Annotated in this window: 22 protein-coding genes, 2 tRNA genes and 1 pseudogene; 7 read left to right on the top strand and 18 right to left on the bottom strand. The window is 61.1% G+C overall.

All coding sequences use genetic code 11. The features are described 5' to 3' along the window. From ACMV18_RS00640 to ACMV18_RS00595, 10 genes and pseudogenes are all read right to left on the bottom strand, one after another. The coding region (locus ACMV18_RS00640; RefSeq protein ID WP_420816284.1) for a type VI lipase adapter Tla3 domain-containing protein at positions 1 to 947 on the bottom strand (947 nt) is incomplete at its 3' end. A 161-nt stretch (positions 948 to 1108) separates the two neighbouring features. Next, complete coding sequence (locus ACMV18_RS00635) at positions 1109 to 3451, bottom strand: T6SS effector phospholipase Tle3 domain-containing protein (RefSeq protein ID WP_420816283.1); 2343 nt, start codon at positions 3449 to 3451, stop codon at positions 1109 to 1111. A gap of 24 nt (positions 3452 to 3475) precedes the next feature. Next, a complete protein-coding gene (locus tag ACMV18_RS00630) occupies positions 3476 to 6400 on the bottom strand; it encodes a type VI secretion system Vgr family protein (RefSeq protein ID WP_420816282.1) in 2925 nt (974 codons plus the stop codon). Positions 6401 to 6591: 191 nt separating this feature from the next. Continuing rightward, positions 6592 to 7167 carry a hypothetical protein gene (locus ACMV18_RS00625; protein ID WP_420816281.1) on the bottom strand — a complete coding sequence of 192 codons (576 nt, stop codon included), beginning with the start codon at positions 7165 to 7167 and terminating at the stop codon, positions 6592 to 6594. After that, on the bottom strand, positions 7143 to 7466 hold the full coding sequence (locus ACMV18_RS00620; RefSeq protein WP_420816280.1) for a hypothetical protein: 324 nt from the start codon (positions 7464 to 7466) through the stop codon (positions 7143 to 7145). Before ACMV18_RS00620 ends, ACMV18_RS00625 begins: the two co-directional genes overlap by 25 nt. A 378-nt stretch (positions 7467 to 7844) precedes the next feature. Beyond that, positions 7845 to 8504: a hypothetical protein gene (locus tag ACMV18_RS00615; RefSeq protein ID WP_420816279.1), complete on the bottom strand. Its 660-nt coding sequence runs from the start codon at positions 8502 to 8504 to the stop codon at positions 7845 to 7847. A gap of 110 nt (positions 8505 to 8614) precedes the next feature. Beyond that, the gene (locus tag ACMV18_RS00610; RefSeq protein ID WP_420816278.1) at positions 8615 to 8992 is read right to left on the bottom strand and encodes a hypothetical protein; all 378 of its coding nucleotides are present in this window, start codon (positions 8990 to 8992) and stop codon (positions 8615 to 8617) included. A 47-nt stretch (positions 8993 to 9039) separates the two neighbouring features. Continuing rightward, on the bottom strand, positions 9040 to 9825 hold the full coding sequence (locus ACMV18_RS00605; RefSeq protein WP_420816277.1) for a hypothetical protein: 786 nt from the start codon (positions 9823 to 9825) through the stop codon (positions 9040 to 9042). Positions 9826 to 10114: 289 nt separating this feature from the next. After that, positions 10115 to 10375 (bottom strand): annotated as a pseudogene (locus tag ACMV18_RS00600) (PAAR domain-containing protein); the annotation flags it as partial. Positions 10376 to 10806: 431 nt separating this feature from the next. Further along, positions 10807 to 10895, bottom strand: a tRNA-OTHER gene (locus ACMV18_RS00595). 53 nt (positions 10896 to 10948) lie between these two features. Here ACMV18_RS00595 and ACMV18_RS00590 point away from each other — a divergent pair. The 7 genes from ACMV18_RS00590 (at position 10949) to ACMV18_RS00560 (ending at position 17383) form a co-directional block, all read left to right on the top strand. Further along, positions 10949 to 12124, top strand: coding sequence for a tyrosine-type recombinase/integrase (locus tag ACMV18_RS00590; RefSeq protein WP_420816276.1), 1176 nt, complete (start codon positions 10949 to 10951; stop codon positions 12122 to 12124). A gap of 836 nt (positions 12125 to 12960) precedes the next feature. After that, positions 12961 to 13203, top strand: coding sequence for a helix-turn-helix transcriptional regulator (locus tag ACMV18_RS00585; RefSeq protein WP_420816275.1), 243 nt, complete (start codon positions 12961 to 12963; stop codon positions 13201 to 13203). 14 nt (positions 13204 to 13217) lie between these two features. Then, positions 13218 to 13484, top strand: a complete 267-nt coding sequence (locus ACMV18_RS00580) for a hypothetical protein (RefSeq protein ID WP_420816274.1) — start codon at positions 13218 to 13220, stop codon at positions 13482 to 13484. Beyond that, a complete protein-coding gene (locus tag ACMV18_RS00575; protein WP_420816273.1) occupies positions 13481 to 13675 on the top strand; it encodes a hypothetical protein in 195 nt (64 codons plus the stop codon). The genes ACMV18_RS00580 and ACMV18_RS00575 overlap by 4 nt, the downstream gene beginning before the upstream one ends. Beyond that, positions 13672 to 16104 (top strand): DUF3987 domain-containing protein, encoded by a 2433-nt coding sequence (locus tag ACMV18_RS00570; protein WP_420816272.1) that lies wholly within the window; start codon positions 13672 to 13674, stop codon positions 16102 to 16104. Before ACMV18_RS00575 ends, ACMV18_RS00570 begins: the two co-directional genes overlap by 4 nt. After that, positions 16101 to 16709 carry a hypothetical protein gene (locus ACMV18_RS00565; protein ID WP_420816271.1) on the top strand — a complete coding sequence of 203 codons (609 nt, stop codon included), beginning with the start codon at positions 16101 to 16103 and terminating at the stop codon, positions 16707 to 16709. Before ACMV18_RS00570 ends, ACMV18_RS00565 begins: the two co-directional genes overlap by 4 nt. Then, entirely contained in the window at positions 16706 to 17383 is a 678-nt protein-coding gene (locus ACMV18_RS00560; RefSeq protein ID WP_420816270.1) for a hypothetical protein, read from the top strand. The genes ACMV18_RS00565 and ACMV18_RS00560 overlap by 4 nt, the downstream gene beginning before the upstream one ends. A gap of 788 nt (positions 17384 to 18171) precedes the next feature. Here ACMV18_RS00560 and ACMV18_RS00555 read toward each other — a convergent pair. From ACMV18_RS00555 to ACMV18_RS00520, 8 genes are all read right to left on the bottom strand, one after another. Beyond that, a tRNA-Val gene (locus tag ACMV18_RS00555) sits at positions 18172 to 18246 on the bottom strand. Between the two features lie 58 nt (positions 18247 to 18304). Then, positions 18305 to 19030, bottom strand: a complete 726-nt coding sequence (gene dnaQ, locus ACMV18_RS00550; RefSeq protein WP_420816269.1) for a DNA polymerase III subunit epsilon — start codon at positions 19028 to 19030, stop codon at positions 18305 to 18307. Between the two features lie 20 nt (positions 19031 to 19050). Next, positions 19051 to 19389 carry an ISC system 2Fe-2S type ferredoxin gene (gene fdx / locus ACMV18_RS00545; protein WP_420816268.1) on the bottom strand — a complete coding sequence of 113 codons (339 nt, stop codon included), beginning with the start codon at positions 19387 to 19389 and terminating at the stop codon, positions 19051 to 19053. A gap of 6 nt (positions 19390 to 19395) precedes the next feature. After that, positions 19396 to 21264: a Fe-S protein assembly chaperone HscA gene (gene hscA / locus ACMV18_RS00540; RefSeq protein ID WP_420816267.1), complete on the bottom strand. Its 1869-nt coding sequence runs from the start codon at positions 21262 to 21264 to the stop codon at positions 19396 to 19398. A 15-nt stretch (positions 21265 to 21279) separates the two neighbouring features. After that, positions 21280 to 21804 (bottom strand): Fe-S protein assembly co-chaperone HscB, encoded by a 525-nt coding sequence (hscB, locus tag ACMV18_RS00535; RefSeq protein ID WP_420816266.1) that lies wholly within the window; start codon positions 21802 to 21804, stop codon positions 21280 to 21282. Positions 21805 to 21880: 76 nt separating this feature from the next. Continuing rightward, complete coding sequence (gene iscA / locus ACMV18_RS00530; protein WP_374258986.1) at positions 21881 to 22204, bottom strand: iron-sulfur cluster assembly protein IscA; 324 nt, start codon at positions 22202 to 22204, stop codon at positions 21881 to 21883. Between the two features lie 76 nt (positions 22205 to 22280). Then, entirely contained in the window at positions 22281 to 22667 is a 387-nt protein-coding gene (gene iscU / locus ACMV18_RS00525; protein WP_374258982.1) for a Fe-S cluster assembly scaffold IscU, read from the bottom strand. Positions 22668 to 22700: 33 nt separating this feature from the next. Continuing rightward, positions 22701 to 23816, bottom strand: a 1116-nt coding sequence (locus ACMV18_RS00520) for an IscS subfamily cysteine desulfurase (protein ID WP_420816265.1), incomplete at its 5' end; no start/stop codon positions are given.

Raw genomic sequence — 23816 nt, 5'->3', positions numbered from 1 at the left:
TTGGCTGATTCGGCGAGCCATTCTGGGACAGTGAGGTTGCGGTGGACAGCATCCTTGGAGCGAGGCTGCGCTGCGCGCATGAGCCCGAGGTAGGTCACGCCGATGCGCCTGGCCAAGCCCCGCCGGTTCAGCTCTTCGATGTCTTCGATGGTGTGCTCGATCACATCCTCCACCGCAAACGGCCTGATGGCCTCGACGCGCTCACGCCGCGCCAGCACGAACAGGGCTGAGCTGTCGGGCATCGAGGGGATGTAGTGGCCGTCCTTGATCAAAGGCTCGGTGCCTTTGGGGCGGTAGAGGTCTCTGAAGTACAGGCTGTCCGCAGCGGCTACCACCAGATACGGGACATCGGGGTGTTTGTCAAAGAAATCGAAGGCCTTTTCTAGAAGGCGGTCAGGATGCTCGGTGGTTGCCCAACCTGCAGAAATGAACAGCGTCCAAGCAAGGCCGTTGGAATCAGTGGCACCGATGAGTCCTGTGATAGGCGAATCAGCCGGGCGCCCAATTGATTCCGGGGCGAGTGCGGCATTGCCCGCATAGAACGAAGGTGCAGGCCAGTACATGGGCAACCTGCCAATGCCGTTTTCCAAGGTGCTGGCCGAGCGACCACCGGTTTCGCCATATTTGTCATCCCTTGACCAAGGATACTTCTTGGGGTCTTGATCCCGGATGGAACCAAAGGCATGCCCTTGCCGCAAGGCGTCCCACAGCTTGCCTTGTCGGTACTTGTCCAGCGTCACACCCATGCCGATGACCTCCAGCACGTACTCGCGACGGGCCTGCTCGGCGGGATCAACTTTGGGCGCAGGCGCCTCGCTTTGGGTGGGGGCAGCCTTGGGGGCTTGCGCCTGCCGTGCCTGCGCCGAAGCGTTCATCCACATGCCAGAGGCCACCAGCGCCACGGCCAGGGTGGGCAGGCCCAGCCAGCCCAAGGTTCTTTGCGTCATGCTTGTCTCCGGGTTCGTCATGAATTCAGGTTGCATCAGCCACAAGGCAACAAGCCACAGGGGGATGAGGATGATTGCCGCCAAGGCGGACCACAGCAGGTAGCGCCGCAGCTTCGGCGGCTGCGCTGTTGGGGTGGATGACGGAGGCATTGACTGCTCGCTCATGCTTGGGCCCCTGCTTGATCACCAGCGCCGTTTGGCGATTCGCCTTTACCGGCCACGCGCACGTTGGCCCATTCGCCCAAGTCCTTGCGCTCGTCGTCCGTCAGGGCATGGGTGCTATATGGGGCGGAGGCGCCGATGGTGTCGGTGCGCCTGCCCAGGGTGGTTTCGCACACCACGGCTGGGGGGCGCTGGGTGATGTCGGGCAGCCAGGCTGGCAGCACGCCGGTGCTGTAGTAGTCGCAACTGCCTTCGATGACCTTTTTGCGTTCTGGGTTTTCTTCAGACCAGTACAGCGCAAAGCTCTCCTGGAACATGGCCCAGGTCAGGATGCCAGGACGAACGTCTTCGCCATCCGCCGGCTTCTTCAACCGCCAATCCGCCACCGCACAGAGGTAGCGGTAGAAGTCCGGATGCGACACCGCCAGCCCCTGGCCGACGGTCACATCGTAAGCGGTGACGTTGGCGTGGTTGCGCCGCGACCCGATGATGGCGCCGTGGAAGGAGCGCTCGCTGGTGCTGTGCTGGTGGCGCAGCCGCGCCTCGTTGGGCGTTTCCTGGCGCGTGATGGTGAGCTTGCCGGGGCTGCTGTAGGTGGCGCTCAAGATCTTGAATCGATCTCCCTCTGGTTTGCCTTCGTTGAGCGTCGATTCCACCTCGCGCAACTGCTCAGCACGCATGTGTTCATGCAACGAGATTTGGCGCCAATGGTTATCGGGATGGGGGTCATCGATCACCTCAGGCTTGCGCGGCTTGAGCCCGTAACGGCTGGTCACGGCGATGGCCGCGTCGATGGCATCCACCGTCTCGAAGGCCCCTTTGGGCTGGGTGTTGGCCACTGCGCCTGCGTACATCTCAGCTTGCACTGGCACGGCCAAGGCCTCACCAGAGATGTGGCGCAGGCCTTCGCGCTTGGTGTCTTCTGGCAAGGATGCGCCGTACCAGCGTTTGCCATCCGCATCGGTCTCCGGCAGGTCTGCGCGATGGCTGGCGGCATTCTTGGTCACATGGTCGTGGTCATCCTCGCCTTCTTCGCGCAGCACGAAGTCTTGCGGTGGCAAGCCCACCTTGAAGGCGCTGCGCTGGCCGTTGCCTGATGGGCGCACTTTGGCCGTGAAGACCCGCTGCAAGAAGCGTGAGCCCAACTCCTTGAGCGGCTCGCGCGCCGCCTGCATGATGGGGCTGGAGCGCGATGGGTTGCGTTCACCCTGCTCAGGCACCTTGCTGCCTTGGATCTTGTAGGGCACGCCCTGCCAGCCGATGCCTTGCACATTGGGCAGGGCCACGGTCATGTCCTCAGGACAGAAGTAAAGGTAGACCTTGCCTCGGTTGTCGCGGTCTTGCGTGGCTTCCCACCGGGCGGTGTGCACGCCGTTGTCGCGCAGGTGCTTGAGTTCGGCCTCGCTCCAGCCGGCCTGCTGGTTTGCGGCCACGCCCTTGACGATGTTGACCAAAGTGTCCATGCGGGCCTTGAGCGTTTGCTGCCCACCCAGCTTGTTGTAGTGGGACTTCATGGCGTCGTCCTCGCCGCCACCATGGCACAAGCCCAGGGACTCGACCAGGGTTTCCGTCAGGCTGTAGGGCGGGTGGGTCAGGATCAGGGTATCAGCCAGGCGCTTGCCCTGCTCCATCAGGAAGGCTTGCGCCAGCAGGCTGACCAAGCAGCCCTGGCTGTGCGCCACGATGCTGACGGCTTCGGCCGGGTCGTAGTCGCGGATCATGGCAATGAGTGTTGCCAAGCGCTTGGCCGCCAGGATCATGTACATGCGCCCCGGCGCTTCGAGCACCGGACGCAGCGGGTCGGCGGCCAGACGGTCGGGCAGGCCCATCAGGCGCGGTGCGCCGCTGTTCCACATGTCGGCCAACGTGCTGGTGGCGTTGGCGAAGGGGCCGCCGCCTTTGCTCAAGTCCTTGTCCAGCCGGTTGCCGTAGCGATCTACTTTTTGGCCATTCTTGGACAAATCAGATTTTTTCCAATGCTCCCGATACCCCCAATAAAACGGGATCACACCGCAGTGAGTGTCCTGCGCCATCTTGCGCTTGAAGAACACCGCATCCGGGTCGCTCTCCAGCCGGTCGGCATCCTTGGCCGGGTCGTAGTTGTTGTAGCTGGCCGGGATGTAGGGGGCGCGTGCGCCCTGCCAGCCCAGGCGGTTGGAAAGGCCTTCGCACAGGCCGCGCTCGACCGCTTCAAAACTGGTGCCAATGTCGTTGACGCCATGGATGACGATGACCGCACCGGGCAGGTCAGGTTTGACAGGCACGGGGTGCGGCCCCATGCGGTTGCAGCTGAGCACCATACGGCCTTCGCCGATGCAGTAGGGGATTTTGGTATAGCCCATGTGTTTTGATCCCTGCGTGTGTGGTCAGCCCTTGCCAATGCGCACGGCTGCGATGTGCATGGCGTCGCGCTGCTTGAGGCTGGTGCGACCTGCTTCATCGCTGACGCCCTTGAGTGTGGTGCCGTCGCTGAGGTTCACTTCATAGTGCGTGTTGGGCGCGATCATGCTTTCAGCATGGAAGGGGTCGCCAAAGCGCAGCACAAAATCACCGTCCGGCTGACCTTTGCTGAACTGGGGCTTGGTGCCCGCCATGGTCTGCGGGCCACTGTGAGGAAAGCTCGCACCCATGGACTTGATCGGCCCATTGCTACCCAGGATCACGCCACCGTCACCGATCTTGATGAAGCTGCCGTCTTCAGCAATAAAGGTGTGGGTTTTGGCCATGTGCACGGCCTCGCCCACGGCGCGGCTGCTGATGGTCTGGGCCGACTCCATCACGATGTCGCCATGCTGGCTTTGTGTGAGGTGGTTGCCCTGGTGGGCGATTTGGCGGATGCCGCCTGCGTGCGCAAAATGGCTAATGCCCTGGCCTGCGTTGACGCTGTAGTGCTGGCCTGCGGCCTGCTGGATGTGGCACTGGGCCACGGTGTCAAGGTTCTCGCCCGCAAAGTTCACGATGCTTTTGGGCGTGGTGCTGGCGATGCCATGTGGGGCCGTCTGAGCGATCAGGCCAGTGTCTTGTTGCTCGCCTTGCGGGTCGGTGTTGGTACCGGCCTGCCAGTTCTGAACCAGGCCTTTGAGCTCGGCCTGAGATGCGGTGTCCACGGCCAGGCCGTGGTGCTGCGCCGAGTAGTCGCCCATGCCTTTGAGCAGGCCCAGCCCCGTTTCCATCAAGGCGATGGCTTCCATGCAGTCGAGTTGCTTGCCGCCCGCCATCAGGCGCGGCCATGCGCTTTGCAAGATGCCGCGAGCAGCTCTCAGCGTTGCGGCTGCGTCGGTACAGGCGTAGACGCCCTCGCCCAGTGCTTGGGCCTTGCCGTCTTCGCGCTCAGCGGTGATGTAGCCCGCCGAGATGCGGGTGTGGGCGTGATCGCTGTACAGACGTGCCCCGGTCTGGCCAGGGGTTGAATCCAGCAGAATGTCGGATGCACGCTCGCTGCCCACTTCCTTGAGTTTGAGCCCTGTGAGAAAGCGGTTGCCAGGCAGGCCCGCTTTTTGGCCGAATGTCGGCGGCCTGTTGCCAGGGGAGTAGACGCTGCCCTGGATGACAGGCCGATCGGGCGATCCGGACAAGAAGTCGATCAACACTTCGTCGCCGATGCGCGGCGGTGCGATGAAACCGAAAGCATGGCTCGCATGGGGCGAGGCCAGACGCACAGGGGCGCTGGTTCGGATGACAGGGTGCAGTTCGGGCGGCTGGCCAACCTGGAGCATGCCGCCTTGCCCCTGCCCGCGCGCCAGGTCGAGCACCTGCACGCCGGGAAAACTTACCTGGGGGCGCCCAAGTTCATCGAGGTGCACCTCTTCGCCCTCAGGGCCGACCACGTAGGCGATGCGCTTGTGAGTCCGGGGCCAATGCAACTTGGGGTCGAACTCCGGAACAAGCGGGGAATCGCGCCGGATGGCATCAAAGGTGTTGCCGTAGCGGCGGGCAGCACTTTGTGCACCGATGACAGGTCGATCTTGGGACCAGTTGAGCCAGCCGAAACGGGTGAACAGGCCATCGATACGGGCGTCGAGATCTTTGCCGTAATTGTTCTCCGCAAAATGACGCACCCGGATGAGGAGGTATTGCCGCTGTCGGACGTCATGAAGGAGGCTATTGGGCAGGTCGATGACCTCTACCCAGGTTCCTGCAGCGAAGTCACGCACGCCTGAGGCACCACGCACGAGGTTGGCACACATCTCATGGCGCTTCATGCGCAAAGTACTCAGGCGTTCATGGTCCTGTTGGCTGTCGCCCCAATGCGGTGGGTCGATTTGGTGATCGACCAGCCCTGCAGCCACGGCACGCCCCACTTCCCCCTGGTCGAGAGTGGCATCCAGGGCGGTGCTGTTGACACCGTGGGCCATGTAGTCCGTGGTCTGTCGCATGACTTTGCCCGGCACCAAACGATGCGCCTCGCTCCAGTCAGTGATAGCGTCACGCGCCTGGGTTGCACCGTCAAACTTGTAGGCCACAGTGCCTGCTGTGTTGCGCGGCAACGTGCTGCTGTCTGCAAAGAAGCGCACGGTGTGACCGACATCGCGCTTCAGATCAATGCCATTCGGAGCAGTGGACCGGCCTGGTCTATTGAGCCCCGGCACAACCACCCAGTTGATACCTGCCTTGCGTGCGAGACGCAGGATGTATCGGGTATCGGACTCACCCGTTTGCATGCAGAACTCGCGCGAGGGGTAATTCTCGGCCTGCAAGCCGCTGAGGTCGAAATCGAAGGCCTGAGCCAGCGCCGGGCTTTGCTGCTGCCACATGGACAGGTAGGTTTGCAGCACGTCGAGCACGCTGCCATTGATCAGCACCCGCTCGTTGAAGCCTTCGTCCATGATGGCCAGGGCGTCTCGGGCCTCGATGAACCACATCTGCAGTCCACCGTCGCTGGGGCCTTGCACGGCCTGGCTGATGATGGCGTTGATGCGGTGTAACCCGCCCACGTCGGTGATGACTTCGACCGAGATGGGTTGCCCGATGAAATGGCCTGGGTTCAAATCAATCCGCGTGCTCAAGCACATCAGTTTGATGCACACACACACGTCGGCGTTGATGGCCTCGGTGACATCCATCGCGCGGCCGTGCAGGGCGCCGTCCAGCGCAGTGTTGTCAGCGCCGACTTTGATGCGGAATTGCCTATGATCCTGAGAGATGCCTTCGCCGCTGAGCCAAGCCTTGAATGCAAGGACCAAGTCGGCACCGTCGAGTTGGGCAAATGCACCCAGATCACTGACGCGATCGGCCAAAGCGGACACAGCGGGGTTTTGCCCATGGGTGGGCAAGCTTGGTGCGAAAGGCATGCAGACGTCCCTGAGATTTGTGTTGTTTTGCGCCCCGTCACAGGTGGCGTACAGCATGCTCACAAATGGGACAGGCGCGATTCTAGGGAGGGCGCGTCGACGTTCCGAACCCCAATTGGGTGGAAAGAAGCATCAAGGCGTAACCGACTGAAACGAGATTGATCTGCTTCTGCATTCGAAGCCTTCCGCCCTCACGGGCAGGTGGGCGCAGCGACCGCGTAACCCAACGACAGATACAGATGCGAGCGCGCCTTCGAGCCGACCGTGCGCTTGAGATGGACACCTTCCTGACTCACACACAGACTTGAACGGTGCACCACCCCGCTTGCGTCCACTGATTCAAGTTGGCGTCCCGCGTTGCGCGTCTTTCGCGCCACGCCAACAGCTGCAATGCCGACGAACGGCTCACTAGCCCAACCTGGGGGCGCCTGAAATCGGTATACGAATAACTCCTGACCGCCGATCACGTCTGTGGCCAAGACGCTGCCGTCGCGCACGAGCACAAAGTCTGCGGCCACCATCCTGTTGCAGCAGGCTGGCCGCTGCTTCGCCTTCGGGAACTGCATGACGATAGGCTCTCCCGCACGCACAGGCACCTCGGCGACCAACAGGCCGTGACCATCGCCGTCCAGTTGGACGATGGCGTGGTGAAAGCCAGGCTGAGTGTCTGGAGCCGCGACCACGGGCCCGAAAGCCAGCGCGAAGGCCAAGCTGAGCAACACCCGTCGCCACCGGATCAGGCTCATCGTTGCCACAGCGTCGCCCATGTCGGTTTGTCAGGCATGCCGCGCTGAATCCAATCCTCGTATTGCAGCAAGTTGAAGTGCAAGGCGGCGGTGATCAAAGTGACCATCAGGATCGAAATAGCCCAGGCCAGAAAGCGCAGCCCTTTTGGGCCCGCACATCCCTGGAGGATTGAAGGCCCCGCAGCCCAAAGCAACAGAGAAGGCTCAAAGCCAATGTGGTTCTCGGGAACGGAGAAAAATCGATGCAGCACCCATACGGACACCATCACTGCCGGCATCAGCGGCAGGGCAGCAACGACAACCTTGGGCAAAGGCTTCATTCAGAAACTCTCGGTAAGGCCTGGGGACACTCGTTCGACCATTGCACGACCTTCATGATCTCGACCTGCTCTCCGATGGTGTCAACGCGCAGGCAATTTGCTCCCCGTTCATAGAAAAGGATGCAGCGCGATGAGTCCATCGAACAGCTATCGAACTCGTGGATACCAAGCTTGCTCAACCGCTTCTCTACCCCCTCGGTTGCTTGGCCAGCTCGTGTGTGAATGGGCATGGGGCGCCATCGATTCTTCAACAGCGCTTGGCGAGCGGCTATGAATGCCTGCCCCTCATGAATGGGCGGCTTCGCCCAGGCTGACGCGGCAATGAGCGACAACCCCACAGCGATCAAAGCACGATGGCGCTTCATGAGCAACCGACCGTCAACGCTTGACATCCGGTCGAACGTTGCCCCACACGAACCAGTCGAGACTCAACTCTGTGAGCGCTTCGCTCATGCCAGTGGGCGCGAAACCTTTGCGGCCTGCCAATCGCAGCCACACCACCGAATACGTGTTCTGCTGCCCTTCAGGGAGCTGCCGCCATTGCGGTACCACATGCACGCCGTGACCTCGGTCCATCAATCCTTTACACGCCCCATACAGCCCAGGCAACTGATAGACAGTAAGCTGGCCCAAAGGATCCGCCAATAGATAGACGCTGCGCTGTGGCGCACTCTGGCCTGCACCGTCAGGCAATGACTCCAAACAGATGAACGAATCGCGCCCGACCTTCGCAGCCTTCACGAAGATCGAGACGCCCTTTGAATCCAGCGCCGCAGGGGGCTCCCCCTCCACGCGAGCAGCGTGGCTGAGACGGCGATGCCAGGCACGTCGGCCCGCCCGCACAACCAGCTCATCACCATGCAACTCAACATAGGCGGCCCTTTGGCCCAACCTGCCATCCCACGTCATGTAGGGAACGTCATCACCTTGCAGGTAACCCACCGTCATGTCTTGGGGCAGTGAAGCCTTGAACACCTGACCTGGCTGCCGGGCATAGAAAGCATCGCTGCTGAGGCCTTCGTCCGCTCGGGCTGACATAGACAGGGCCACAAACGCCAAGCACCACACCCGAAGCTTCATTTGGTGCCCTTGGCGCCAAGGTGCGCAGACGCATGGTGCCCGTCGTGAGGATGTGTGGCCATGCCTCATCAGCCTCGATCCCATGACGCTTTCAAGCCGACACGCGGCCCCAAAAGTCTGCGCACGTCCGTAACGGCCAGGCGATAACGCCCCTCTTCTGGGCTGCTGCCGTGAAACAACAGGGACTCGCCATCGATATCAATGGCTTTGACGGAGAAGGTCCGGGAAGGAAAAACGTAGAAGAACCGCCCAAGCCGCTTTTTGGCCACCTGCTTGAACTCTGCATCAAGCAGGGTCACCACGGTTTGCTCTTCCCATGGATCGTTGTAATCCGTGACGAGCAAATAGCCCCGACCCGTATCGAATTGGTCCACGATCTGCAGACCTTCTATGGCGACACCTACTGGTTTGCCATCCACCAGCAGCGACGTGCTCGTAGCATCCATGTCTTGCCCAGGCGCCCTGTGTTCGAAAGCAAATTTGTCGATACGCCTCACTTCGACTCCGGCCAAAAATAATCAAAAACTTCGGCCGAACCGACCCCAAGCAAGGCGGCCCCCGCGAACATGCTGAGACCGACAACCCAGCCAGGCGGACCCGCCACCGCAAAAGCCACAACCGCTCCAGCCCCAATCCCACCCACAGCTCCCGCCCCAAGGGTCACGCCTTCTTTGGTGGCTTGCCTGGTCTTGTCTTCTGCCTCGATCACGTTGTACACCGCGATGGCGAACGTGAATATCAGCAGCCCACGTCCAAACCGACCAAACCACTTGGCACCGGAGTTCATCTTCTGACGCGGCCCACCGGCAGCGTGGACGATGTCCATCCACACAAGCTCTCTTTCAGCCTGACTGAGCGAAGAGAACATGCGCCCGAAACGCTTCGCTGAGTACTTCTCCTGCAAATCAGCGAGAAGCAATCCGTGCTTCTTCATATCCGAAGAAATGGCCGCACCCAGATCACTGAGCTTGGTACGGGTAGCAGCCATGATTTGATTGCGCATCTCATTCGCAGTCTTGGCTCCCTCGTGGGGCGTGATCTGCCCTGCTTTCACCTTTGCAATGAGTTCGTCACAGGCTGCACGAGATTGCTTGATGTAATCGGCCCGAGCGGCTGGATCTTTGATCATGGACTCAGCGAAGCCGGCCACCTCCGCCTGAAACGCCTTAATGGCTAGCTCCAGCTCGCTTCCGGTTACGCTCAGCGGGTTTGTATCGGTCTTGACAGTCGAGCGTCCAGAATCTGTTGTAATCAATTTGAATGCTGAGCTGTTAGCCATGGCGTGCGACCCCCAAGATTTCGCAGGTCACGTCATTGGCTGCATCACCTGTAGCAATCAGCGCAGTTCGCCCCTTCTCGTCTGTGACGCCCTCATGGACCTTGCCACCTGCGCGAAGTCGGTACGGTTGGTGCGCCAGCGGCATGTTGGTCAACGAGCAGGTCAGCACAAAGTGCTGGTCATAGGTTTCAAGCGCTTGAGCCGCCGAAGCAACCGTTTGGTGCACGTCATGCGCTGGGCTGGCCAGGCCACCGGATGCAGGCGCACCTCCGCCCCCACCCCCGCCATCGCCAGTGCGCGACACCACCTGGCTGGAAATCAATGTCGCGCCACACGCGCACTTGTCTCCGTGCCTGGCAACGGGAGCACCATCAACGATCATCGTCGGATCACCCGTGACGATCACCGTGGTGCCGTGTCCCTTCTTCGGGCAGGTCACCTGGTCGCCCACGCGAGCCAAGCGTTTGCCATGCGTGTCGGTGGTCATGGTCGAACCAATGACCACGCCGCCATGATCGGTCTGGTCACCGATGACGATGAACGGCCTCATCTCTTCCCCTGATTTGTTTGGCCGAAACTCTAGCAGTGGAAGCAAGGTCGCCAGTGCCCCCCATCGGGCGGTAACAGTAACGTAGCGTTACCCGTTACCGATGGACTCAATGCTGCCGTCACCCACTGCGGCCTGGATCAACTCATCGATGATGCTCAGCCCCTCCAACCCGGCGCAATGGCTGAGGCGGAAGTCGCGCAACAGTTCTGTCCACTCGAGTTGATCACTTCGGCACCACGCTGCCGCAGACAACAGCAGGATGTATGGATAACGTCGCTCAAAATTGAATGTGACGGACGCTCTTTAGTGGCTCAGTTTTGCTCGTGATTCGACAAGGAGACTTTTAGGCGACTCGCCCATTTCCCAATGGGCGACCGACCAGACCGTGAAGTAGAAAAGCCTCGTAAATCAAAGACTTACGAGGCTTATTCTGGTGGGCGGTGCAGGGTTCGAACCTGCGACCCCTGCCGTGTGAAGGCGGGATTGAGTGTTTTTAGGGGTGCGATGTTGTCCACCACCCCTATGAAAGCCCCATGAATAAGTGCATGTTTGTACGACCTTGTTCTAAGATGCTTGTCCGTACTGAGTCCGTACATATTCAAGCAGGGGCAACAAGTGGCGCACGACCTGACCAAGAAGACAGAACGCAGCAAGCTCACACCACGGCGTGAACCCTATTGGACGCGCCTGGAGATTGGCCTGTATCTGGGCTATCGGGTCATGAGCGACAACGTGGGCACCTGGATTGCCCGACGCCAAGAAGGCACCAAGAAGACCTACCAAGCTCTAGGCCATCACGACCTGTACGACGACGCCAAGAAGGCTGCACTCGCATGGGCGGGACGGGTTGACGCTGGCGTGACCGACAAGGCCCCCACGGTGCAGGCGGCATGTGAGCACTACGTCAAACACCAACGAACAGCGAAGGGTGACAACGCGGCAAAAGATGCCGAGGGCCGATTCAAGCGGCTGGTGTACGGAACCGCCTTCGGCAAGATCACGCTGGACAAGCTGAACACCATCAAGGTGCGGGCATGGCGTGATGGTCAGATTCCCAAGGGCGACGACTTCGACGACGACACCGTGCGACGCGCCAAGGATTCAATCAACCGGAACCTTGCCACCCTCAAGGCTGCACTGAACCTTGCGCACCGTGACCGCCTTACAGCCTCAGACGACGCATGGAAGACCGTGACCTCGTTTGAAAAGGTGGGCAAGCGGCGCACCATCTTCTTGAACACCGACCAGCGGCGTGCGCTGGTGGCTCAGTGTGGTGATGGCCTGCGCGAACTGGTGACCGCCCTACTCTTGACCGGCATTCGTCCCGGCGAGCTTGCCGGGTGCGACGTGGCCGACTTCGACAAGATCACCGGGACGCTGACCATCCGTATCAGCAAGACCGAGGCGCGCACCGTACCCCTGTCCACGGCGGCAATCGAGCACTTCAAGACGGCGACCAAAGACCGCATAGGAGCCGCACCATTGATCCCTGACGGCTTCGGCAAGCGGTGGAACAAGGACGCATGGAAAAAGCCGTTCAAGGCCGCTGTGGTGGCCGCTGGCCTGCCTGAGAAGACGGTGATGTACACCCTGCGTCACTGCGCCATCACGGAACTGATCGCGGGCGGCATGGACTCCCACCTTGTCGCCAAGATCGCGGGCACGTCTACGGCAATGATTGATGCGAACTACGGGCACCTGCGCGTCGACAAGACCCGCGCACTGATGGACAAGACAGCGATGCTCTGACCGGCGGTGCTCCCTCAAGACCCGCAAGCGGCAGGACAAGGAGGGCAAGGACGACTACATGCCCGACTTCCACCCCGAAAGGGTCAAGAACATCCGTTACTACCTCAATGGCATCCTGTTCGTGGGATGACCTCTGTACAACTTCAACGCATACAGAACAACCGCGAGCACAACATCTTCAACGACAAGAGAGTCGAAGAACAGAGACATTGGCCCAAAAGCCCAAAAGCGGCGACTCCCCCTAGGAGAACGGGCGCAAGAACAGCAACGTCTACGAGGTGCTGCGTCGCTTCCCTGCGCCTGCACGGGCCAAGATGTGGCGCAAAGCACTCCAACAAGGTGATCGGCAAAGAGGCGTGTTGCCTACAAGCAACAGAGCATTGATTTTCCCAGGCTTGATGGGAAACGGTGCCTAACGGTGCCTAACGGAGCCAAAGGGATTCTCAGCGCACTCTCACCGACTCTCAGTCCACTCTCAACCACCGTTTGAGGAATGGTCGAGCCTCCCCCCAGAGAGCACCTGTTCAAACATACAGCCCGAGTTGTGCATAATCTTTTCAACGGGGCCAGCAATGAATGATGTTGTGCAGCTTTTTTAGAGGCGGCACATCACGTTGTTCAGAATTGCCCCAACTAGTCCAGCGATGGCCTAGAAAGCACAAAACCTCCGACTGGGTGGAATCAGTCAAGAGGCTTGTGCAGGGAAGTCAAAGACCACCGTTGTCTACTTTGGACGGCAGACAACCAAAAATATACGGCAGAAATCGGTTTTCCGATGTTGTCCGTGTGTGTTTGTGTGTGGCTTTGACCGATGTTCACCTTCAGTCATTCACATCATGCAACACACAGCACCGACAAGCACCCCCAGCAACCGCCAGCCGCTCCATGTGGCGCAACTCAACGCGGCACTGCTGAACGTCAAGACCGTGATGGACACGACGGGCATGTCCCGCTCAACGATCCACGCCAAGGTCAAAGACGGCACCTTCCCGGCCCCCATCAAGCTGTCTGCACGGTGCGTGCGCTGGCACAGCGAAGCAATCCGCCAATGGATTGATGCCCTGGCGACAGCCAAGTAATCGGAGGTTCACCCATGAAAAAGCACGCCATTGCGGCGGGCCTGGGTGCGCCTGCGCGCCTACGGTCTGTCAACGATAAGTCTGCTGGCTCTGGTGGGATGACCTGCCCGACCCAAAACGAAGCCGCCGGGCACCACTACGGCACCACGGCGGCTATCGGGACTCAGCACCCCGATTTTGCCAGCCTGGAGCAATCAGCGCCAGCACTCACACACCGGCTCAAGGCCAAGCTGATTCACGGCGCTGCATTTCTGGCAGTGATGTTCCGGGGGGTTGTATGAACACACCCACCGACAAAGAGTTTGCGACGGTGCGGGCCGCGTTCGCACTGAAGGGGCACCGCCTGTTCCGAAGCGAGTCCACACCAGACGGCGCGCATGACTTCATCGTGATCTGCTGGAGCTGGACGCGCTACTGCAAGGACTGGCGCGAGGTGCTGGCGCTGCTGAACAAGATCGGGGGCCGGGCATGAGCGACCCTATCGACCAATTCAAGGACGCGATTGCAGCGGCTGGCCTGATCCCGCCTGACGTGATCCATGCAGACGGCAAGCTGCACCGATTCAGCGCCAGCGGCAAACGTGGCGACAAGGACGGCTTCTACTACCTGCACCTGGACGGCATCCCATACGGGGAGGCCGGTGACTGGTCAATCAATGGGCCTGACCCTGTTTGTCGCTGGTGCGGCAAGCCTGACACCGAGTTGACCCAGGCCGAGCGCGAAGCTCACCGGCAGCGCATCAAGGCCATGCAGGCGCAGCGAGAAGCCGACCAAGCCGAGCGACAACAAGCGGCAGCGACCGAGGCGGCGAAACGCTGGCAGGAGGCGAAGCCCTGCACCCAGCACCCTTACCTGACCACCAAGGGCGTGCAAGCGCATGGCGTGCGATCTGATGCGGCTGGCGGGCTGATCGTGCCCATGCGGGACACGGCGGGCACTCTGCACAGCTTGCAGACGATCACACCAGACGGTGAGAAGCGGTTTCTGTCCGGCGGCAGGGTGAAGGGTTGCTATCTCGCCATCGGCAAACCCAAGGGCGGCAGGCTGATCGTGTGCGAGGGGTACGCCACTGGCGCAAGCCTTCATGAAGCAACCGGCGAACCTGTGGCCGTGGCCTTCAACGCGGGCAACCTGGGGTCTGTGGCGGTGGCGCTGCGTGCCAAGTACCCGACGCTCAAGATCACGATAGCCGCTGATGACGACTACCTGACGGACGGCAATCCGGGCATCACCAAGGCCACGGCGGCGGCTCAAGCTGTGGGCGGGTCTATCGTGGTGCCTGACTTCGGAGTGAACCGACCAGACCGGGCAACCGACTTCAACGACCTGCACCAAGTAGCGGGCCTGGACGTGGTGCGGCGGTGCTTCGAGGCGGTGTATTCAGCGCCAGCGACGGGCAGCGCATGGCCTGACCCCATGCCATTGCCTGACGCCTTGCCCCCTGTGCAAGCCTTCGATGCTGACCTGATGCCCGAGGCTTTGCGGGCCTGGGTGATGGACATTGCCCACCGGATGCAGTGCCCCCCTGACTTTCCAGCGGTGGCCGCACTGGTGGCGGCATCAAGCCTGATCGGTGCGCGTGCCGTGGTGCAACCCAAAGCCCGCGACGACTGGCAGGTAGTCCCGAACCTGTGGGGCATGACCGTGGGCAGACCGGGCGTGAAGAAAAGCCCGGCTCTGTCCGAAGCCCTGCGACCGCTCAACCGCTTACAGCAAGCCGAGTTTGACCAATGGCAGGTGGCGCATGAAGCCTGGGCACTGGATTGCAAGGTGGCCGAACTGGCAGGGATCGACAACGAGAAGAAAGCCAAGGGACTTGCAGCAAAAGACCCGGCGGCAGCGCGTGCCCTGCTGACCCCTGCTGACACACCAGACGAACCCATTGCGCGGCGCTTCATCGTCAACGACGCCACGGTGGAGAAGTTGGGCGAACTGATGCAGCAAAACCCCTGGGGCACCTTGTCCTATCGGGATGAGCTGTATGGACTGCTGACCGGCCTGGACAAGCAAGGGCAAGAGGGATCACGCGCTTTCTACCTTCAAGCCTATGACGGCAATCAGGGGTACACCTTCGACCGTATCGGGCGCGGGACGGTACACATCCCCCGCGTGTGTCTGGCGATGATCGGCGGCATTCAGCCGGGGCGCATTCAGGAGTACGTGCGCGGTGCGGTGGCGGGTGGCAGTGCCGACGATGGCCTGTTGCAGCGGTTTGGCCTGACGGTGTGGCCTGACACCGATGGCGAGTTTGTCCACGTTGACCAATGGCCCGACACGCCAGCCAAGCAAGCCGCCTGGGCAGTGTTTGAGCGTTTGGCCGCACTGGAGCCAGCCAGCGAGACAGAGCCGCATGTCTGGCGCTTTGATGCTGCTGCGCAAGCCTTGTTTGTGGAATGGCTGGTTCCCTTTGAAACCGAGATTCGGGGCGAAGACCTGCACCCGGCAATGGTGTCTCACCTGTCCAAGTACCGCAAGCTGATCCCGGCGCTGGCGCTGGTGTTCGCACTGATCGACACACCGGACAGCGGGTTTGTGATCGGTGAGAACGAACTGATCCGGGCGCTGGCCTGGGGCGACTACCTGCGCACCCATGCCGAACGACTCTACGCGGCAGCGGTGATTCCCGAGACAGCGGCGGCGGCATCCCTGCTGGCAAAGATCAAGGCGGGCAAGCTGTCCGACCGTGACGGGGTGCTGATGGAAGCATTCACCCCCCGAGTGGTGGCGCAAAAGGGATGGGCCGGACTGGCAACACCGGACGCAGTGCGCAAAGCCGCTGACGTGCTGACCGACTTTGATTGGCTCAAGCTGGACGCGGGACAGATGAGCGCAGCGGCAGGACGACCAAGCGACCGATACGCCATCAACCCGGCGGCACTGACCGGGAGGGCGACGGCATGACATGGCTGGCACGACTGAAAAAAACAGCGATAGCCCCTTACCCCGACCCTACAAAACCTACGAAACCCCTTTTTGTAGGTTTTGTAGGTACCCCGGCGGGGCTTTCTCAAAAATCAGGGGGCGATGCGACAGCGGCAAACGATCCGTCCCAAGCTCAAGACTTCGACCGTGAAGCGTTCGAGGAACGGGCCGCGATCATCGAGTTTGACGGGGGGCTGTCACGCATCGAGGCCGAACGGCTGGCGCTGTCCACCAGTAAAACAAACCTGAAAAAACCTGAAGCCATCGACCCCGACCGGCATTCATGGCCGCACACCACGGCGATGAACACAGCCGAGATTGACACCCTCAACGCGAGGGTTCAACTGTTCAGCCGGCATGGCCTGGATCAGACCCAGGCTGAAGGGGTGGCCGATGGGCTGGTGATCCGTGACCGTGACAGCGACGACCGGCGGCTGTGCCTGGAATGCCAGCACCTGCGAGGCGGCGGTAGATCGTGGGCCTGCAATCAATGGCGTGCTGCTGGACTCGGTGCTGCGGGTGTCCCAGCTGACATGGTGATGTTGCTGCAAAGGTGCGGCGGATTCAAGGAGATGTCACGATGAGCAAAGCGAAGCCCGAACGCGACCCCAAGGCGCTGCCCCTGACGAGGACAACAACAGAGACACCCGAGCAGGCAAAGGGCCGTTCCGCGTTGCTTCCATCCATCAATGCTGTGCTGACCATCGACGCCTTCAAGGGCAACCTGATGGGCGACGACGTGGACATGGGGGCGATGGTCGAAAGCCTGCGATCTACCATCAAGGAGGTACAAGACGGCGACCTGAGCAGGTTGGAAGCCATGCTGGTATCTCAAGCCACGGCTCTACAAACCATGTTCACCAGTGTGGCGAGGCGTGCGGCGCATCAAGAGCAACTGAAGCACTACAGCGTTTTCATGGGGCTGGCGCTGAAGGCTCAAGCCCAAAGCCGGGCGACCATCTCGGCTCTGGTTGATCTGAAGTACCCGAGGCAGGCCACGTTCATCAAGCAGGCCAACGTGGCCCACGGCCCGCAACAGGTCAACAACGGCCCGGCCCCGGCGGGCACTGCCCCGCACGCGAAAGAAGTTCAACCAGACCAAACCGAACTATTAGAGGCAGACCATCATGGCGGCACGGCAATGGACAGACGAACAGCGACAGCGACAGCGCGAAGCAATCCAGCGGTGGAAGCCGTGGGCGCAGTCAACCGGCCCGCGAACCGACGAGGGAAAGGCCAAGGCATCACGCAACGGTGAAAAGGGCGGGCTGTGGGCTGAAGTGCGTGATCTGAGCAAGATGGCAAACGCGCTGCTGAAGGAACAGCGGGAGTTGCTGCGGCTGATCCAGCGGTGAGGACTGAAAAGGTACTCCCGAGGGGCGGCCCTGCACGGGGTCGTGGAGCCGCCGGGATCGGCAGTTTTTCGGCCCCTATGGGTACGTGTTTATTACTGCCCCTCAAGACCCCACCCAGGCGGCGGCGTGCTGAATTCGTTGAGCAATACGCGCGCGCGTGCGACACCCTCGGACATGATCCAAAGCGGGATCATCGGGAGCAGTACGCGCGGGCGCGCGAGGGTGGCGTCTGGAAGATCGCCCCAAAATTGGGGAGATGAACGTTCCGCGCGCGCACGCGAGGGTGAGCGCCATTAACAAAGGCCAGAAAAGGCCGGTGCGCCTTCCCGGCGTGCGCGATGCTCCCGAAAGCTCGGGAGTGTGAACACCTGTGAATCAGCGTGAACACCTGAGCCGGGCCAACGATCCATGACGGACATGCACCGGGGGGTGGCTCTGGAGTCGACGACCTCCGAGACCAGGATACCCCGCACCCTCGCACGCGCAGAAAAAATCCCCCTCTGACGAACAATCAGCAAATCAAATCGGGGCGGCACCGGGCCGGGATGGCTTCAGGCAGCGCCAGCTTGACGCACTGATGAGACACATAAAAACCGACGCGACACGGCCATCCCCAGGGAGCACTATCCGTACAAAGTCCGTACAGACAAGAAAAAAGCACCTAGCGTTTCCGCTAAGTGCTTGATTTTCTTGGTGGGCGGTGCAGGGTTCGAACCTGCGACCCCTGCCGTGTGAAGGCAGTGCTCTACCACTGAGCTAACCGCCCGAAACTTGTTCGGGTCACTGATCAATTTGTTTGTCGCGCTGATCAGCGAAGAATTGAACTATAGCACATTTTGGATGGCTGTCCACAAAGTTTTGCCGCCACTTGCTTTGTCGAGATCTTGCAACGCTTTGGCAAAGTCTTCTGCTTCCTGCTGCGAGGGCTGGATCACCGGCAACTGGAAACTGCTCAGGTCCACGCTGATGGCATCCCCGCCTGCACCACCCGTTGCCGCGTTGTCATCTTCCACATCCATGAGCAGGGCATCTTGCCCACGGGTCATGTTGATGTAGACCTCGGCGAGCAACTCGGCATCCATCAAGGCGCCGTGCAACGTGCGGTGCGAGTTGTCAACTTCCAGTCGGCGACACAGCGCGTCGAGGTTGTTTGACTTGCCCGGGAACATCTCCCGCGCCATCAGCAGGGTGTCGATCACGCCGGAGATGTGATCCCCGAACTTGCCCTTGCCGCAGCGAGCCAACTCGGCATCCAGAAAGCCCACGTCGAACGCGGCGTTGTGGATGATGATCTCAGCGCCGGCGCAGTATTCCAGGATCTCATCGACCAGCGCCGCAAACGTAGGCTTGTCCGACAGGAACTCGTCCGTCAGGCCGTGCACACGCACTGCCTCTTCGTTGTTAGGGCGCTCGGGGTTGATGTAGAAGTGCAGGTGCCGTCCGGTCAACCGGCGGTTGACCATTTCCACACAGCCGATTTCGACGATGCGATCACCCGCGTCCGGGCTCAGGCCGGTGGTTTCGGTATCCAGAAAGATCTGACGGGACATGCTTCAACTCCGTTCGCGAATCAGTGATTCTCGCGTGCGTGGTTGATCGTGTACTTCGGGATCTCAACGACCAGGTCCTGGCCGGCCACGATGGCCTGGCAACTCAGGCGCGAATTGGCTTCCAGGCCCCAGGCGCGGTCGAGCAAATCTTCTTCGGTGTCGTCCATCTCGTTGAGGCTGTTGAAGCCTTCACGGACGATGACGTGACAGGTCGTGCAGGCGGCGCTCATGTCACAAGCGTGCTCGATCTCGATGTGGTTTTCCAGCAAGGCTTCGCAAATGCTGGTGCCGGGTGCCGCCTTGATTTCAACGCCCTGGGGACACAGGGTGGCGTGAGGCAGGATCTTGATGATAGGCATGGTGAATCAGATCTGATCGAGTTGGCGCCCCGCCAAAGCCTGGCGGATGCTGCGGTTCATGCGTTCTGCGGCAAAGGCTTCGGTGCCTTGGGCCAGGGCCTTGGTGGCGGCTTCGAGCGCTTCCAGGTCACCCCGGTCGCAGCGCTGACCGATTTGAGCCATCAGGCTGTCGATGTGCGCGCGCTGTTCGGGCGCCAACAGGTCGCCATCGGCGGCCAGCGCCGTCCGTGTGGCTTCGAGCATGCGCTCAGCTTCGACGCGGGCTTCGCGCAAAGCACGGTCCTTCATGTCGGCGGCGGCGGTGGTGAACCCTTCACGCAGCATGTGCGCCACCTGGTCATCGCTCAGACCATAGCTGGGCTTGACAACCACCGAGGCTTCCACGCCCGACAACTGTTCTTTGGCCGACACGCTCAGCAAACCATCGGCATCCACCTGAAAGCTCACACGGATGCGGGCCGCACCCGCAGCCATGGGTGGAATGCCGCGCAACTCGAAGCGCGCCAGCGAGCGGCAATGCTCGACCTGTTCACGCTCGCCCTGCACCACGTGCACAGCCAGTGCCGTCTGACCATCCTTGAAGGTGGTGAAGTCCTGCGCACGGGCACAAGGAATCGGGGTGTTGCGCGGAATGATGCGCTCCACCAAGCCACCCATGGTTTCCAAGCCCAAAGACAAAGGCAGGACGTCAAGCAGCAGGTGCTCGCCTTGGGCGTTGTTGCCCGCCAGCAGGTTGGCCTGGATGGCGGCGCCCAGGGCCACCACTTCGTCCGGATTGAGGTCGGTGAGCGGGGTCTGCCCGAAGAAGCCGCCCACGGCATCGCGCACAGCGGGCATGCGGGTGGAGCCGCCGACCATGACCACGCCCTTGACCTCATCGGCCTTGACCTTGGCATCGCGCAGCACGCGCTTGACCGAGGCCAGCGTCTTGTCGATCAGGGGCTTGGCCAACTCAGCCAGCTTCTCTCGGGTGATCGTGACGGACAGCATGCCGCCCGAGAGCGCGCACGACAGATGCGCATGGCCGTCGGTAGACAGTTTTTCTTTGGTGCGGCGAGCCGCCACCAACACCGTCCGCTTGTCTTGCGGCGTCGGCGCTTCCATTTGCGCGGTGGCCAAGGCGTATTCGGCGAGGATGTGGTCGAAGTCATCACCGCCCAGCGCCGAGTCGCCACCCGTGGCCACCACCTCAAACACGCCACGGCTGAGTTGCAGCAGCGAGATGTCGAAGGTGCCGCCACCCAGGTCATAGATGGCGTACAGGCCTTCGGCGCCGTTGTCCAGGCCGTAAGCAATCGCGGCCGCCGTCGGTTCGTTCAGCAGGCGCAGCACATTCAGGCCGGCCATCTGGGCCGCGTCCTTCGTGGCCTGACGCTGTGCGTCATCGAAGTAGGCCGGCACGGTGATGACGGCCCCGAACAGGTCGTCATTGAACGTGTCTTCGGCGCGCTGACGCAGGCTGGCCAGAATCTCGGCGGAGACTTCCACTGGCGCTTTGATGCCCGCCACAGTGCGAATGGCCACCATGCCGGGCTGATCTTCAAACTGATAAGGCAGACGGCCCGCATCGGCGAGGTCTGCCAGGCGACGGCCCATGAAGCGCTTGACGGACACGATGGTGTTCAACGGGTCCTCGGCCTGAGCGGCCAAGGCGTCGAAACCAATCTGGCGGCGCGTTTGGGCGTTGGCATCCACCATGTAGCGGACGGCCGAAGGCAGGATCACGCGCCCCTGCTCATCGGGCAAACATTCGGCAGAGCCGTGACGCACGGAGGCGACGAGCGAGTGGGTGGTGCCCAAGTCAATGCCCACCGCGATGCGACGCTGATGGGGATCGGCCGATTGACCGGGTTCAGAAATTTGCAGCAGTGCCATGGTCGAAAGTATCGGTCAGCTGGCGTCTTCGTAACGTTCAAGGCGCGCATCGATCTCCTCCAGCAGGCGATCGATGAACATGAGTGCGCGGACTTCTTGGGCGGCTTGCAGGGCGTTCTGGTCCACATCCAGCAATTGGGTGACGCGGGCCAGGCGTGCCTTGCGATCAGCCAGCACCTCGTCAGACAAGGTTTCCACTTCATCCGCCGAATCAGCCTCTTCCAGAGCCTCACGCCATTGCATTTGCTGCATGAGGAAGGCGCCCGGCATGGCCGTATTGCTTTCAGACTGAACTGGCACACCTGCCAACTCGCACAGGTATGCCGCGCGCTTGAGCGGGTCTTTCAGACGCTGGTGGGCTTCGTTGACGCGCACCGCCCACTGCATGGCCAGACGTTGCGCCGCCCCACCCTCTGCCGCAAAACGGTCAGGGTGAACATGGGCCTGCAAGGCCTTCCAGGCAGCATCCAGCTCGCTTTTGTTCAGCGCAAAACTTTTGTTCAGACCCAGCAGGGTGAAGTCGTCGGCGTCGATGTTCATGAGCGATTCAAAAGGCGAAACCCCACCGGGCAAGGTGGGGCTTCATCCGCCAAGATGGCACAACGTGCCAACGGACTCAGATACGGAAAGATTCCCCGCAACCGCAACGATCACGCTCGTTGGGGTTGTTGAACTTGAAACCTTCGTTCAGGCCTTCGCGCACGAAGTCCAGTTGGGTGCCGTCGATGTAGGGCAGGCTCTTGGGGTCAACCAAGATCTTCACGCCCAGTTGCTCAAACACGATGTCTTCGGGTTCGATCTCGTCGGCAAACTCGATCTTGTATGCCAAGCCAGAACAACCGGTGGTTTTCACCCCCAAGCGCACGCCCACGCCTTTGCCGCGACGCCCCAGGTAGCGCAAGATGTGACGCGCTGCGGCCTCGGTCAAGCCGACGGTCATATTGGCATTGACTTCACCGATCTCGGTCAGCGGTCCGTTACCGGGACCGCTGGTGCACGAACCGGCGTTGGCTTGTTCAGCTTGCATGTTTGGCCTTGTAATCGTTGACGGCTGCCTTGATGGCATCTTCCGCCAGGATCGAACAGTGGATCTTGACCGGAGGCAAAGCCAGCTCTTCGGCGATCTGAGTGTTCTTGATCTCGAGCGCTTCGTCGAGTGTCTTGCCACGCACCCACTCGGTCACGAGCGAGCTCGAGGCGATGGCCGAACCGCAGCCGTAAGTTTTGAAGCGTGCGTCTTCGATCACGCCCGTCGAGGGGTTGACCTTGATTTGCAGCTTCATGACGTCGCCGCAAGCGGGGGCGCCCACCATTCCGGTGCCAACCGACTCGTCACCCTTTTCGAACGAGCCAACGTTGCGGGGATTTTCGTAGTGGTCGATGACCTTGTCGCTGTATGCCATGGTGTTGTTCTCCTGCTCAGAGTGGTCACACGATCAGTGTGCCGCCCATTGAATGGTGCTGATGTCGATACCGTCTTTGTACATTTCCCACAGAGGAGACAGTTCACGCAGCTTGGCCACGCGCTCCTGCAGGGTGTTGATGACGAAGTCGACTTCCTCTTCGGTCGTGAAACGGCCGATGGTCATGCGCAACGAGCTGTGCGCGAGTTCGTCGCTGCGACCCAGGGCGCGCAACACGTAGCTGGGCTCCAGGCTGGCCGAGGTACAGGCCGAGCCCGAAGACACAGCGATGCCCTTGATGCCCATGATCAGCGACTCACCCTCCACGAAGTTGAATGAGACGTTGAGGTTGTGGGCCACACGCTGTTCCAGATCGCCGTTGACGAAGATCTGTTCGATGCCTTGCAAACCGGCCAGCAGGCGATCGCGCAGCGCTTTCACACGGGCGTTTTCGGTGTGCATTTCTTCCTTGGCGATGCGGAAGGCTTCGCCCATGCCCACGATCTGATGGGTCGGCAATGTACCCGAACGCATGCCACGCTCGTGACCACCACCGTGCATCTGGGCTTCCAGACGAACACGCGGCTTGCGGCGCACGTACAGCGCACCGATGCCCTTGGGGCCGTAGGTCTTGTGCGAAGCCAGGCTCATCAGGTCAACGGGCAGCGACTTCAGGTCGATGTCGACCTTGCCCGTGGCTTGCGCCGCGTCCACATGGAAAATGATGCCCTTCTCGCGACACAGTGCGCCGATGGTCGGAATGTCCTGAATGACACCGATCTCGTTGTTCACGTACATGACCGAGATCAGGATGGTGTCGGGGCGAATGGCGGCCTTCAGGGCCTCCAGATCGAGCAGACCATTTTCCTGAACATCGAGGTAGGTGGCGTCAAAGCCTTGGCGCTCGAGTTCACGCACGGTATCCAAGACAGCCTTGTGCTCGGTCTTGACCGTGATGATGTGCTTGCCACGGCTCTTGTAAAAGTGCGCCGCGCCCTTCAAGGCGAGGTTATTGGATTCGGTGGCACCGGAGGTCCAGACGATTTCACGGGGATCCGCACCAATCAGTTCCGCCACTTGCTCGCGGGCCTTCTCCACGGCAGCTTCCGCTTCCCAGCCGTAAGCATGGGTGCGCGAAGCCGGGTTACC

Origin of the sequence: Aquabacterium sp., assembly GCF_048860245.1 — a bacterium.
Taxonomy (GTDB): domain Bacteria; phylum Pseudomonadota; class Gammaproteobacteria; order Burkholderiales; family Burkholderiaceae_C; genus Aquabacterium.
Note: the sequence above shows the minus strand (reverse complement) of the source record. Positions and strands in the feature narration are given on the sequence as shown.